12 protein-coding genes are annotated in these 13,264 nt (G+C 54.0%); 4 read left to right on the plus strand and 8 right to left on the minus strand.

Translation table 11 applies throughout. The features are described 5' to 3' along the window. Positions 1–228 precede the first annotated feature (228 nt). Positions 229–636 carry a response regulator gene (locus J2I47_RS05605; protein ID WP_207363564.1) on the plus strand — a complete coding sequence of 136 codons (408 nt, stop codon included), beginning with the start codon at positions 229–231 and terminating at the stop codon, positions 634–636. A 357-nt stretch (positions 637–993) separates the two neighbouring features. Here the strand turns inward: J2I47_RS05605 and J2I47_RS05610 are convergent, their stop codons facing one another. After that, complete coding sequence (locus J2I47_RS05610) at positions 994–1,479, minus strand: metallophosphoesterase family protein (RefSeq protein ID WP_207363565.1); 486 nt, start codon at positions 1,477–1,479, stop codon at positions 994–996. 101 nt (positions 1,480–1,580) lie between these two features. Then, on the minus strand, positions 1,581–3,266 hold the full coding sequence (locus J2I47_RS05615; protein WP_207363566.1) for a fatty acid--CoA ligase: 1,686 nt from the start codon (positions 3,264–3,266) through the stop codon (positions 1,581–1,583). A 315-nt stretch (positions 3,267–3,581) separates the two neighbouring features. Here J2I47_RS05615 and J2I47_RS05620 point away from each other — a divergent pair, with 315 nt between their 5' ends. After that, positions 3,582–4,415, plus strand: coding sequence for a M12 family metallopeptidase (locus tag J2I47_RS05620; RefSeq protein WP_207363567.1), 834 nt, complete (start codon positions 3,582–3,584; stop codon positions 4,413–4,415). 109 nt (positions 4,416–4,524) lie between these two features. Then, positions 4,525–5,856, plus strand: a complete 1,332-nt coding sequence (locus J2I47_RS05625) for an MFS transporter (RefSeq protein WP_207363568.1) — start codon at positions 4,525–4,527, stop codon at positions 5,854–5,856. Positions 5,857–5,865: 9 nt separating this feature from the next. Here the strand turns inward: J2I47_RS05625 and J2I47_RS05630 are convergent, their stop codons facing one another. Both J2I47_RS05630 and J2I47_RS05635 read right to left on the minus strand, forming a co-directional pair. Next, complete coding sequence (locus tag J2I47_RS05630; protein WP_207363569.1) at positions 5,866–6,543, minus strand: hypothetical protein; 678 nt, start codon at positions 6,541–6,543, stop codon at positions 5,866–5,868. Between the two features lie 23 nt (positions 6,544–6,566). Next, positions 6,567–8,159: a Na+/H+ antiporter gene (locus J2I47_RS05635; protein WP_207363570.1), complete on the minus strand. Its 1,593-nt coding sequence runs from the start codon at positions 8,157–8,159 to the stop codon at positions 6,567–6,569. Between the two features lie 406 nt (positions 8,160–8,565). On the opposite strand from J2I47_RS05635, the gene J2I47_RS05640 reads away from it, so the two are divergent. Continuing rightward, a complete protein-coding gene (locus J2I47_RS05640; protein ID WP_207363571.1) occupies positions 8,566–9,120 on the plus strand; it encodes a DinB family protein in 555 nt (184 codons plus the stop codon). A gap of 185 nt (positions 9,121–9,305) precedes the next feature. On the opposite strand, the gene J2I47_RS05645 is transcribed toward J2I47_RS05640, so the two are convergent. The 4 genes from J2I47_RS05645 to J2I47_RS05660 form a co-directional block, all read right to left on the minus strand. Next, the gene (locus J2I47_RS05645) at positions 9,306–10,193 is read right to left on the minus strand and encodes a S1 family peptidase (RefSeq protein ID WP_207363572.1); all 888 of its coding nucleotides are present in this window, start codon (positions 10,191–10,193) and stop codon (positions 9,306–9,308) included. 104 nt (positions 10,194–10,297) lie between these two features. Then, positions 10,298–11,674 carry an OmpA family protein gene (locus J2I47_RS05650; RefSeq protein WP_207363573.1) on the minus strand — a complete coding sequence of 459 codons (1,377 nt, stop codon included), beginning with the start codon at positions 11,672–11,674 and terminating at the stop codon, positions 10,298–10,300. A 308-nt stretch (positions 11,675–11,982) separates the two neighbouring features. Beyond that, the gene (gnd, locus tag J2I47_RS05655) at positions 11,983–12,879 is read right to left on the minus strand and encodes a phosphogluconate dehydrogenase (NAD(+)-dependent, decarboxylating) (protein WP_207363574.1); all 897 of its coding nucleotides are present in this window, start codon (positions 12,877–12,879) and stop codon (positions 11,983–11,985) included. 84 nt (positions 12,880–12,963) lie between these two features. Continuing rightward, complete coding sequence (locus J2I47_RS05660) at positions 12,964–13,185, minus strand: hypothetical protein (protein ID WP_207363575.1); 222 nt, start codon at positions 13,183–13,185, stop codon at positions 12,964–12,966. Positions 13,186–13,264 lie beyond the last annotated feature (79 nt).

The raw sequence follows: 13,264 nt of genomic DNA on the forward strand, positions 1-13,264 counted from the left end.
TAGACTTAACCAGATACATTGTCAGACCATTGGGCCTACTACGCTGGCACTATAGATGCAAAAAAAAGAAAAATAGATGACAACCGTCTAGCCCCCGGCCAATTCTTCTTTCAGCGTACTGAAACACCAATGACCATCATAATTTCATGTGACGCATGTCATAGTTTAGGGAAGTACTGCCGAATTAGCTTTGTTCTATAGCTTCTTTTTACACCCAACCGTATACCCATGCACCATACAAATAAAATTATTTACCTGGCAGACGATGATGATGATGATCGCATGTTCATGCGTATAGCCATTAAAGAATCAGGCTGGCAAGCCACCATTGTTGAAACTGAAAATGGTCAGGAATTGCTACAGTTGCTCCGGGAACAGAAGGCTACCGAAGAAATTAAGCTGGTTGTACTAGACATGAACATGCCTCTCATGACCGGACTTGAAGTGCTCAGAGCTATTCGCGCTGATCAGGCCTTACAGTTCATACCGGCGGTCATCATTTCTACCAGCGCCGAGCCAGATCTTGTTCGCGAAGCTTACCGATACGGCATTAACGCCTATATAAAGAAACCGTCGAGCTACGCAGCCCTGAATACTATCAGCGAAGCCATCAAAGTATGCTTCCTGGACGCCTGATTCCGTAAGACCGTACGAAGATTCTCTGGTATTATGCCGTTAAACGGATAGTTGACAGATGAACAAGTTGTACTATTCCTATAAGCGCGAATCATTTTAAAGTGCAATCTTGTTCATTAGTTGGTAACAGGTCAATTAGCTCTCTGAGCTACCGACCTTATTGTCAACCAACTATCAGGAAATATGCAAACCATTCGCACGAGTTTTAAGTCGGCCTATACGCAAGAGTCAACAACCTCATTTTGGACGAATCTAAGTTCGTCTATGACTACGTTCATCGCCAATAACGAGTCGGCATTCAGGGCTTTTGCCCGCATGGGCGCCCCCTTCGGCGAAAGTGTGCTGGGCCGTTAGGACTCACCGCTTGCCCAGTTCGATCACCTGCATGTCGCTGATACGCCCTTCATGGAGCGTGAAGCGCACGCAGGTGCGCATGAGGTGAAAACCCGTTTTCCCGGCCGCACCGGGGTTTATAAAGAGCAGTCGTTTGTTGGTGGGGTCACGCATGACCTGCAGGATGTGTGAGTGCCCACAAACGAATAGGTCAGGTGGGTTGGCCAGTAGTTGTGGCCGCACGGTGGGATTATAACGCGGTGGTTTACCGCCAATGTGGGTCATCCAGACCCGCACACCTCCCACCTCGAAGCGCAGGTTTTCAGGATACGCCTGCGGGTCATCAATATTGCCGCTCACCAGGCGAAGCGGCTTAAACTGAGTTAGTTGCTGAGCTACCGTATCCAGCCCTACGTCGCCCGCATGCCAGATTTCGTCGCACTCGGCGAAGTGATCAAAAACAGCCGGGTCAAGGTAGCTGTGGGTGTCGGAGAGCAAGCCGATGCGCATAGGGGTAGTTTAAAGTTTAATGTCCAAGGTTCAAGGTTGCTCCGTCAGACATGGGCGGAGCAACCTTGAACCTTGGACATTAAACTTTAAACTGCCCTTCTTCATCCCAGAATGGCATCTTTCATTTCACTGCGGATGCGTTTTTTGTCGAGCTTACCCACGCTGGTTTTGGGTATTTCTTTCACAAACAGCACACGGTCAGGCACATACCATTTATTTAGCTCACCCTTGTCTACTTTTTCCTGCAACGATGCTCTCACCGATTCGGGAGTCAGTTTGCCCTCGTAATCAGCTTTGAGCACGATGATGGCGTGGGGCCGTTCGCCCCACTTTTCGTCGGGAAGGCCCACCACAGCTACTTCGGCCACCCCGGCCACCTGCGAGAGGAGGTCTTCGATTTCCAGCGACGAGACCCACTCGCCCCCGGTTTTGATCACATCTTTGGTGCGGTCGGCAATATGCACCCAATTGTCGGGCGTAATGCTGGCTACGTCGCCGGTATGCAGCCAACCACCGCGCCAGAGTTCTTCGCTGCGTTCGGGTTCCTGCCAGTAACCCTGCGTCATCCACGGGCCACGGGCCACCACCTCGCCAACGGCCTCGCCGTCGTGGGGCATAAAATGGCCGGCCTCGTCCATCAGGCGCATTTCCACAAACGGCGCAATGCGGCCCGCCTGCGTCAGCAGATGCACTTTACCTTCGGTATCAAGCGTACGTTCGTGATCATTCAGGTACGATACCGACATGATGGGGGCCGTCTCCGACATGCCATAGCCCTGATACACTCGGATACCTATATTAAGCGCGGCCGTAGCCAGCCCTTTGGTCAGCGCCGACCCACCGATGATTACTTTCCAGCGGCTGAGTTGCTCCTGATATTTTACGGCGGCGGGGCTGCTGATGAGCATATTTAGAATGGTCGGTACACAATGCGAAAACGTGACACCCTCGGCCAAAATCAGCTTCAGCAACATCTCTGGTTCATAGCGGCCGGGATACACCTGTTTCGTTGATGTCATGGTAGCCAAAAACGGAAATCCCCAGGCGTGCACGTGAAACATGGGCGTGATAGGCATATACACATCCACGGGCGACTGAAACGGTACGGCCTGGTAAGCGCAGACATAGGTAGTCAGGCACATGGTGTGCATAAACAGTTGCCGGTGCGAAAAATAGACGCCTTTGGGGTGGCCCGTGGTACCCGTGGTGTAGAAGGTGGTGGCAATCGAGTTTTCGTCGAAATCCGGGAAATCATATTCTGTAGATGCCTCGGCCAGCAGGGCTTCATATTCACCGTGCGTGTTGGCGGGCAACACAAAGTCGCCTTTGGTTGCCTCGGCATACGGTTTGTCGCTAACCACAATCACCGTCTCGACGGTAGTCAGCTGCGACCGGATACCGTCCAGCAACGGCATGAAATCTTCGTGCACCAGCACCACCTTATCGGCAGCATGATTCATGGTATACAGAATCTGAAATGGCGACAGCCGCACGTTAATGGTGTGTAATACGGCGCCGATGCAGGGGATGGCAAAAAATGACTCCAGGTAACGGTGGCTATCCCAGTCCATCACGGCTACGGTGTCGCCCGCCTGCACGCCCGCTTCGGTGAGCACGTTGGCCAGCCGACGCACCCGCTCATTGAACGTGACGTAGTTCATCCTGAACAGATCACGATAAACAATTTCCCGGTGCGGCTCATAACGGACAGACTGATACAAAAGGCTTTTGATGAGCATGGGCGGTTCGTGGGCCGATGCCGCGCGGGGAATAATGCGTGTAGCCATAACAAAAAGGCAGTGGTGCCAGTGGGGCGGTCTAGGGTGTAGTATTTATAAGCTAAACTACTGCAATTTTCAACGAGTGAGGTGTGCGTTACTCACTTATCCTGCGTAATACGATGAATTCTTACACGGCCTTTGTGGGTCGCCATCATACCGGTCAGGCTTTTTCAGCATATCACAGGCCGATTCGACGAAAAAAGTAGTTGACATTTAAGTATAAATACTCGAATCTAAAAAATATATATGTATCATATGATCATGGCATTTTATTTGTGCGTAAATCGCTGATAGTTAAACACTTTTCCAACTCCTTATCTTATGAAACGTTACGCTCTACTTCTACCTGGGGTCATTGGAACCCTGTGCCTGCTTAGCTGCTCAACTGATTCTACCGACGCAGCGCGCCCGGTGCCTGCTCAGGTCGAGCAGGCTTTTCCCAACCAAACCGGAACCCTGAAAACGGGTATTCACCGGGGCGATCCCGTCAGTTACCAGCTCATCAACGGGAAAGCCGTTTTTCAGGGTGATATCATCCTCTCGCCCAATGAGTTGACCGATCCGGAACACGCCACCACCGGGGCGGGCCGTACCTTGAAAAGTCTGCGCTGGACCAACAAGATCGTTTATTACACCATTGACCCGGCCTTGCCCAATCAGCAGCGCGTGGTCGACGCCATGAACCACTGGGTAGCCAACACAGGCATCCGGTTTGTGCAGCGTACCAACCAGTACAGTTATGTTACTTTCCAGAATGGCAGCGGCTGTTCGGGTTATGTGGGTCGGGTAGGTGGTCAGCAGTGGATCACGATGGGCACAGAATGCACCGTGGGCAACGTAATCCACGAAATTGGTCATACTGTCGGGCTGTATCACGAACACAGCCGGGCCGACCGCGATCAATACCTGACGGTCAACATGGCCAATGCACAACCTGGGCATGACATTGATTTTCAGACGTATACGCAAATGAATAAAGACGGCTTCGATCAGGCCGGCGGACTGGATTTCAACTCGATCATGCTGTATAACTCGTGGGCCTTTTCGGCCAACGGTCAACCCACGATCACCAAAAAAGACGGTTCTACCTTCAACGCGCAACGGAACGGTCTCTCCCCGCTCGACATTGCCACCGTGCAGACGATGTATCCGTAACCGTTTTCCGTTTGGCGTTTCCGTTGCTTCGCGCTAAACTGAAAACCCTAAACGCTTAACTGAAAACTAACCCCGAACCCAACGCACTGGTTTCGGGGTTGTTTTTTGTATGACAACACCGGTACCTCCTGCCCACGACGCCTATGCCGCCCTGCGCGTACCCGATTTTCGGTACTACGTGCTGAATTCGTTTTTGATCACGGCCACCCTGCTCATTCAGGAAGTCATTGTGGGTTACGAACTCTACAAGATCACCCATGATCCGCTGGCCCTGGGCCTGATTGGCCTGGCCGAGGCCATTCCGTTCATTCTGTTGTCTCTCTTTGGTGGACACCTCGCCGACCGGCGCGACAAAAAGCGGATTCTGCAAATCAGCCTGCTGGTGATCATGCTGGGGTCGGTGGTGTTGTACCTGGCGTTTCGGCCCTCGGTGGCGGGGCAGTTGTCGGAGGCCATGCGGCTGGTAGTGATCTATGGCGTACTGATGCTCATCGGCACGGCGCGGGGGTTTTATTCGCCCGCCAGTTCGTCGCTAAAGCCGTTTCTGGTGCCGCGTGAGCTGTATGCCAACTCGGCCACCTGGAGCAGTTCGTTCTGGCAGGCGGGGGCCATTGCCGGGCCGGGTGTGGCCGGGTTTCTGTACGCAGCCCTCGGTTTCGACAATACGTTGCTGGTGGTGATTGGGCTGTATGTTATCTGTTTCATTTTCCTGTCGCTGATCAAACGCCAAACAGCCCCCACGGTGACTAATTCCGCGTCGGCCAGTTTGGGGCTGTGGGATAGCCTGCGCGAGGGTTTCGCGTTTGTGTTCAGCAATCGGATTGTGCTCTACGCCATTTCGCTTGATCTCTTTTCGGTGCTTTTTGGCGGAGTAGTGGCCATTCTGCCCATTTTCGCCGAAGACATTTTGCGCGTCGATGCGGCAGGCTGGTCGTTTTTGGGCATTGCGCCCGTCCTGAGCAACGGGCAGCTTATTGTGCCCCCAGCCGTGGTATTGGGCTTTTTGCGGGCGGCACCGTCTGTGGGCGCGGTGATCACAATGCTGGCCCTGGCTAAATTTCCACCCACCGTTAACGCCTGGCGCAACATGCTCCTGGCCGTGGCAGGTTTTGGGGTAGCCACGCTCATTTTTGCCCTCTCCACCAATTTTTACCTGTCGCTCCTGATGCTGGCGTTAACCGGCGCGTTCGACAGTGTCAGCGTCATTATCCGCCAGACCATTATGCAGTTGCTTCCCCCTGATCACCTGCGCGGGCGGGTGGCAGCGGTCAACGGCATCTTCGTCAGCTCGTCCAACGAAATCGGCGCGTTTGAATCGGGTGTGGCGGCGAGTTTGCTCGGCACGATCCCCTCGGTGGTGGCGGGCGGCGTGGTGACGCTGCTGGTGGTGGGCTACATCTACACCCGGTCTAAAGATCTCTTTGGGGTGCGGCTGACGTAACTTTAGCAACTACTGGTTATCGTAGGCCTGAAGCACCAGTTTCACCTCGGTCCAGGATTTCAGTTTGCCACCGTAGCGTTTAATTGTTTCACCCAGTCCGTCGCGCTGGTCAGCGGGAAACGCACTGATGAGCGACGATTTGGTAGGCATAACAGCCTGTAAATCATTGTTAATAAGCAGGTAAACTTGCTTTTTCTGCACAAACTGCTTTTTGCCAAAATCATTGCTCATGGGGTCTTCGTCTTTTTTTATCACCCCCGACAGGTACGCTAGCAGGGCGGCCTTTTTGCCATAAAAAAGCACTTGACAGAACGTGGTGGGGGTTATTTCTCCTTTGCCTGAGAAGCCATTCCGGAACAATAGCGTGTCGCCAGGGCTGGGAATAAGCCCAAACTCGCTGGTCGGCGTGATAAGGCGCTGCACCCGCTGCCCGTCGATGAATTCAAGTTGCCCCAGTTGGGTGTTGAAGCGGCCCTGCATTGGTTGTTTGCCCGTTCTTACCTTGATCCAGCCAGGTGCAAATCCTTTCTCGGGCATGTACGGCGACCCTTCCACCCCGACATAATTGTTTTGGTACGGGTCCTGAATGGTTAGGGTATTGTAGGTGCCAGATGAGTTCATGGTCATCTGGCCGAAGGAAGAGTTGACCCAGAAAAGGGTGGGCAGCAGTAGTAGCGTGTGTTTCATGGTAATGGTGGTTTAGTCAGGGATTACCGGATGGAATGATCGTTTTTTTCTTCTTCCAGGTCTAGCTGTGCTTCTATTTTCCGAAGCACCTCGTCGTCGAAGTCGGCCTGGTGGCGCAGGCGCACCAGTTCGTCGCGCTTTATTTGGTGAAGCCTGACCAGCGCCTCCTGGTAGGTAGTAAACAGTTCTTTGTTCTGTTCTGACAGGGCTAGCTGATTGACTTGAAGTCCGTTTTCCAACCGGCTTTTTAAACCGGTGAGCAAGGGGTTATGGGTCAGTTGGTCGGCATACTGCCCGTTCAGTTCGGATAATGCCAACGCGTGCAGCTGCTGATTGATGGTAGTTTCCTGCTGCTGATCGGGTATACGGTCAACCAACTCTTCGGGACGCACCCAGCGGATAAGCAGTGGCAGGCTAAGGCCCTGCACCACCAGCGTCATCATGATCACGATAAAGGTGATGAACAACAGCAGCGACCGGTGGGGAAAGGGAGCACCGTTGCCCAGGGTAATAGGTACCGAAAACGCCGCCGCCAGCGACACGACGCCCCGCATACCGGCCCAGCCCACGATGATTGGTCCCCGCCAGCCGACGTGCCGCACGGCCACCGGCATGAACCGCCCCACCAGGTCGGTGAAGGGCGACGAAATAAGCGAGAAAGCCAGCCGCACCCCAATCACCACCGCCGAAATAACCAGCCCATAGCCAATGGCAGCGGCCAGAGAATATTCGTCAAGCCCCTCCAGAATGACCGGTAATTCGAGGCCGATAAGCACAAACACCAGGCCGTTGATGATAAAAATAACCGTTCCCCACATGGCCGCCCCCTGCACCCGTTCGGTATGCTGCAACAGCCGGTGGCTGTGGTTCGACAGAAACAGTCCCCCACTTACCACAGCAATGACGCCCGAGTAATGCAGTTCTTCCGCCGCGAGGTACATAAGGTAGGGGGCCAAAAACGTGAGCAGAATGCTGATACGCGGCTGAAGTGGCACCCAGCGGTGAATGACGTAGAACACACAGGCCACGGCCAGGCCAACCGCCGCGCCCAGGCCCGTAACGGCCACAAACGACAGGCCGATCTGTTTCCAGACCACAGTACCCGTTGCCACGCTTGCCAAGGCAAATCGAAACACAATTAAACTGGCGGCGTCGTTGATGAGGCTTTCGCCTTCCAGGATGCTGACCATGCTTTTGGGTACGCTCACATCCTTGAGAATGGACGTTGCCGCCACGGCGTCGGGCGGCGAAATAATGCCCCCCAGCACAAAACCCAGCACCAGCGTGAAGCCCGGAATAAGCCACTGAGCCGTATAGGCAACGGCGGTGGCCGTTAAGATAACCAGCCCAAAGGCCAGTACGAGCACAATGCGTCGCCACCGCCAAAGTTCACGCCACGACATAAACCAGGCTGCTTCGTAGAGCAGCGGCGGCAAAAACACGAGGAAAATCAGATCCGGGTCGATAACCAGGTGGGGCACCCCCGGTATCAGGCTGACCAGCAGGCCGCCCAGCACCAGAAAAATAGGCGTTGGAACCCGTATGCGTTGCGCTACCGACGCCAGCAGGGCCATCATAAGCAACAGGGCCAATACCATAAATACTGATTCGCGCATGGTTGCTAAATTAATCGTTCAAGTGATCAATCAACTACTCGCCAACGAGTTTACGCAGTTTACGGCCAGAAAACGCCTGATCGCATCGGCCTGAACGCAGGCGCCAACGTAGTGGAGCGGAGGCGTAGCGGCCATCTTGCCAAGCACAATTCCGTCGGTGGTGGCGGGCGGGGTGATTATGCTGCCGGTTCTTCTGAATCGCTCACGTCAGGTATGCTGTAAAACGGGTCGGGCTATGGGATCATCCCACGCGAACATGCAACCATCGTAGAACATGTTGTTGATCAGTTCGTAGTGGGCTGTTTTGTGTTATCATGATCTTGGCGACCCGGCCTCGCAGTCGACCCGTCACGCCTTATCTTTGTCTTTTACCAAAACCAAACAGATTTTTAAAACCCTACCAATTATGATCACGAAAACAGTTACCCGATTGCTGTTTACCGGTTTGCTACTGGTGTCAGGACTATTAACGGGCCGGGCAGCCGGGAGCGGCTCTACCACGACCGTAGCACAGATGGTGGCCGAATGGCAACGGGCCAAAGAGTTTACGAAAGAATACCTCGACGCGATGACCGAAGAGGGCACCAACTACAAGCCAACGGCAGAGATACGGACCTTTGCCGAACAGATGCTGCACCTGGCCAACGGCAACTTCAATTTCGCGGCGGCAGCCAGTGGCAAAGCCAATCCCTACCAGGGCAAGAATCTGGAAAAGATGGATGAGTTCAAGACCAAAGCGGCACTCTCGAAAGTGGTGCTGGAAAGCTACGATTTCACCATCGACGCGCTCAAGGGCATGACAGATGCCCAGATGGCCGAGCAAATCAAGGTGTTTGGTAAAGAGATGAGTCGCGAAACGGCGTTTGCCAAAGAGTTTGAACACCAGACGCACCACCGCGGCCAAACTACGATTTACATTCGGATGAAGGGCATCAAACCCCCAAATGAGAAGTTGTTCTAACCACCGTTGGTCATCTTCTAACCATGAAAGCCGGGCTACTTACCCGGCTTTTATTGCTTTATATGCGGCCACATTTGCCCTGACAACTGCACAGGCGGGACTATCCTGAACCGGGTTGCGGTAAACCGAACCATGGCACGGTCGTTAGCTTGCCTAAATCGGCCTGAACAGAGCCAGTATAACCGCTATTCCTCGAAGTAGTTCACGCTGTTGTCGGCCAGGAACCGCTTGATGACGTCGGCATGAACGCAGGCCCCGACGTTGAGGAACGGGTAGTTCGACACGCGGGCTTTGCGGCCATTCACCAGCACGTTGCGGTCTTCAATGTCGAAACCCAGGTGCAAATGGCGCGTCTCGGTCTGCATGCCATACACCACCCCGTTGACGTCGAACAGGGGGCCGCCGCTTTGGCCGCGCAGCCCCGGCGTACTCATCTCAATGCCCGTTATGTCGGCCCCGTTGTCTGACAGTAAGCGCGTTATAATGCCGTCGATGGGGAATTTAGGGGTTGTTTCGCGGCCCCCAACGGTCCATTCAATATCATCGGTTTTGGCGTTGTAGGTGTAGTTGGTGAATTCGGGGAACGGATAACCCAGCCGGCATAGCGACCGGCCCGGACGTGCCCGGCTGCTGTCGCGCAGAAAGACGGCGTGGCTTTTATACAGCAACTTCTTATAGCCGATGAACCGCAGAATGGCCAAATCCTGCGTGGGGTGCAGGTCTATTTTAAGCTCCGAAAACTGGTCAACACAGTTCATGAACATGTTGCGCAGCCGGATCACCGTTTCGCTCTTCAACTGGTACTTTTCTTCCAGCTTCGTCTGTATGTGAGCGTAGTTCCGGTCGCGCTGAAACTGCCTTAGTTCAGCCCTGAAGGCATTGTACTGACCGAAAATGGCGTCTGATCGGGCAATCAGTTCGGCTACATGCTTGCAGGTGACGGCGCAGGCCTGCTCGTTGACAAAGAATAGAGTAGCGGACCCCGGCACGATTTCGTCGTGGCCGAACAGGCGCATGATGGAGTGAATAGGACGGGTAAACGGATCGACACGGTCGATGGCATTAACAAACATATGAAGGCGCTGATTGGCCCTGCAAGTTAATGAGTCGCTAGTCAATAGTCGTCAGTCGATAGTCAGCTGGCTATTGACTGACGACTATTGACTGACGACTCATTTTACAGTTTCGCCACCACCACGTCGATGCGACGATTTTTCTGGCGTCCTTCGGCGGTATCGTTGGTAGCCGTGGGTTTCTCGGCACCGTATCCCTGCGTCGTCACGCGGTTGGCGGCAATACCAGCGGCGGTTAGTGCTTCCCGCACGGCGTTGGCCCGGTCGAGCGACAGTTTTTTGTTAGCAGCGGCGTCGCCTGTATTGTCGGTATGACCCTGTACGTTGATTTGCAGCGTTGGGTAGGCCTTCATAATCTCGATCAGGTCGTTGACGTTAGGCTGCGACTCTTTGGTGATCCGGGCCGAATTGGTATCAAACGTCAGGTTTTCAAACGTGAACGTGCGCGGTATCGGGCGTGACTTCCCGGCCATGAATCCCGCCAGGTTGGCGTTAAACGAGTTCTCCACCACATTCAACCGCCGTCCGCCGGGCAGTTCTACTGATTTGGTGACCCCGGCGGTGGTATCGCCTACCATACCGCTTCCCGTGCCAACAGTGGTTTTAAACGGGCCACGGGCCGTATCCTCCGTGGAGCCGTTCGATTTTTCGATGTTCTGCCGTGTGGTGGCGGTATCCTGCTGACTGGCGGGTTCAGACCGGGCTGTGGTGTCGGTGAAAACGCCCTCAGTGCTTGATTCGGGCTGCCGGCACTTCTGGATAATCAGAAACAGCACCAGTGCCCCCACGGCAAACATGGCCCAGCGCGTCCAGCGAATGTTCTCGTGTTCGCGCTCCACCAGCGGACTTTTGGGCAGGTCGGGGTTGGTGGGTGTGCTCATAAACGTGGTCACGCTCTGCGCCTCTTTGTCCGACGCCGAGCCGGGCAGCTTGTCAAACCCAAGCAGCGTACTCAGCGAGGCCAGCCCGGCAGGCAGTCCCGCCCGGATTTCGTCGACCTGACCGGCCACAATCGTGTGCAAATTCAGCCCCGTAAGGCCATTATCGAGCGTTTGACGCCCCAGCATGCCTTTCAACACCGAGCCAACGAGGTCGATGAGCGTATGAGCCGACATCCGGTTTACCCCACTGAACCGGGCGATCTGTTCAGCCACCTGATCCAGCTGATTCGGAAAGAGTTGTTTAACAAATGCATCGCCCGACGAAACGGCGGTCTGGGTTTCGGCGGCGGTATCCGTTACCTGCCCGATATCGAATGGGGTGGCTTCTTTGCTGTAGGTTCCTGAGCGGAGCACGTCGACGATCCCCTCGGCATCGGAAACCGATTGTGTTCGCTTCGCCAGGGCACCCAGCACGGTAGGGATAATAGCTGCTACGGCCGCCGACGTGTGGGCGGGGGTTTCAGAAAGCCGTTCGCCAAGCTGGTCGACGACCGATGCCGTAAACTGCGATTTTACATAGGTGAGTAAGTTGAGCGCCATGTATGGGTTCTGTGTGGTGAATCTGGCATATCAACCGTGTGGCCCCTGCGAATGTTCGGCGAAAAGCGAAGGGCAAGGGTGGGAAGCAAGAAGTAAGAGATAAGAGATAAGAAACAAGAGGTGAGAAGCAAGAGGCAAGAAACAAGAGGTGAGAGGCAGGAAGCTGGAAGTAAACGTTGCTGACGCAGAAATACATTGACCTCTCACTTCTTGCCTCCTACCTCTCACATCTTACTTCTTGTTTCTTATCTCTTACCTCTCACTTCTTGCCTCTTGCCTCTCACTTCTTGCCTCTCACTTCTTGCCTCTCACTTCTTATCCACCGCGTGGCCGCCGAATTCGTTTCGGAGGGCGGCCACAACTTTGCCGGAGAACGTATCATCCTGCAACGACCGGTAACGCATCATCAGCGACAGCGCAATAACCGGCGTTGGCACACCCATATCGAGCGCCGCTTCTAGGGTCCACTTACCCTCGCCCGACGAATGCATCCTGCCCAGAATACTTTCCAGTTTAGGATCTTTTGAAAACGCATTCTCCGTCAGTTCCATCAGCCAGCTTCGGATCACCGACCCGTTATTCCACATCTTGGAAACGGCCTGGTAGTCAAACGGATACGGGCTTTTTTCCAGTACTTCAAAACCTTCTGCAATAGATTGCATCATGCCATACTCAATGCCATTGTGCACCATCTTGGTAAAGTGCCCACTCCCCGATGGCCCCGTATAGAGATACCCGTTTTCGACCGAAATATCGGTGAATACCTGACCGATGGAAGCCACCACGTTGGGGTCGCCACCTACCATAGTGCAGGCACCGTTCAACGCGCCTTCTGTACCGCCGCTCGTGCCACAGTCGACAAAATGGATGCCCTTTTCTTTGAGCATGCCGTAGCGCCGAACCGAATCTTTATAATGTGAATTACCCCCGTCGATGATTACGTCGCCTTCGCTGATGAGCGGAATGAGTTGATCAATTACCCGGTCGATCAGCGGACCGGCGGGGATCATGAGCCACAAAACGCGCCGCCCCTGTAGCGACTGGCAAAGTTCGGGCAGGGTTAAAACGCCCCCGGCCCCTTCCTGTTTAACCTCGTTGACCAGCGACTCGTTGATGTCGTAGCCCGTTACCTCGTGCTTGTGGCGCAATAGATTCAACACCATGTTGAAGCCCATTTTGCCGAGGCCAATGAATCCAATTTGCATAAGAAACGCAGCGGTTGTATGCCTGAAAACTAGCTTAAACTGCCCGATTTGGGCGCGTAATGATACGCATTGTTCAGCAGTTTCTTACGCCGTATAAACCGACTTGTGCCCCATAACATGGTCGGTCGTGTAGGCCTGTTGCACAAAGTCGTCGACAGCAATAGGCTGGTTGAGCAACACGCGCGCGTTGAAAAATGCCCATAGCAGTTCGTCTGATGGGTCATACATTTGTTGCAAACGGACAAGGTCCCGGATGCTCTCTTTGAGGGTGGCTGAAATAGCCGTCGAGTAAGTTATCGAATACATGTTATACTTGATTAAGACGCCGTGGCAGGTCATTAACAGGCTCATTTAGAGATTGTTTGCTAATAAAGAAAATGAGACG

Origin of the sequence: Fibrella rubiginis, assembly GCF_017353185.1 — a bacterium.
In the GTDB taxonomy this organism is placed as follows: Bacteria; Bacteroidota; Bacteroidia; order Cytophagales; family Spirosomataceae; genus Fibrella; species Fibrella rubiginis.

Coding starts and splice junctions, on each gene's coding strand:
- J2I47_RS05645 (WP_207363572.1), bottom strand. CDS start 10,193: ATGTTTGTTAATGCCATCGACCGTGTCGATCCGTTTACCCGTCCTATT.
- J2I47_RS05610 (WP_207363565.1), bottom strand. CDS start 1,479: ATGCGCATCGGCTTGCTCTCCGACACCCACAGCTACCTTGACCCGGCT.
- J2I47_RS05625 (WP_207363568.1), top strand. CDS start 4,525: ATGACAACACCGGTACCTCCTGCCCACGACGCCTATGCCGCCCTGCGC.
- J2I47_RS05660 (WP_207363575.1), bottom strand. CDS start 13,185: ATGTATTCGATAACTTACTCGACGGCTATTTCAGCCACCCTCAAAGAG.
- J2I47_RS05640 (WP_207363571.1), top strand. CDS start 8,566: ATGATCACGAAAACAGTTACCCGATTGCTGTTTACCGGTTTGCTACTG.
- J2I47_RS05605 (WP_207363564.1), top strand. CDS start 229: ATGCACCATACAAATAAAATTATTTACCTGGCAGACGATGATGATGAT.
- J2I47_RS05615 (WP_207363566.1), bottom strand. CDS start 3,266: ATGGCTACACGCATTATTCCCCGCGCGGCATCGGCCCACGAACCGCCC.
- J2I47_RS05630 (WP_207363569.1), bottom strand. CDS start 6,543: ATGAAACACACGCTACTACTGCTGCCCACCCTTTTCTGGGTCAACTCT.
- J2I47_RS05650 (WP_207363573.1), bottom strand. CDS start 11,674: ATGGCGCTCAACTTACTCACCTATGTAAAATCGCAGTTTACGGCATCG.
- J2I47_RS05620 (WP_207363567.1), top strand. CDS start 3,582: ATGAAACGTTACGCTCTACTTCTACCTGGGGTCATTGGAACCCTGTGC.
- gnd (WP_207363574.1), bottom strand. CDS start 12,879: ATGCAAATTGGATTCATTGGCCTCGGCAAAATGGGCTTCAACATGGTG.
- J2I47_RS05635 (WP_207363570.1), bottom strand. CDS start 8,159: ATGCGCGAATCAGTATTTATGGTATTGGCCCTGTTGCTTATGATGGCC.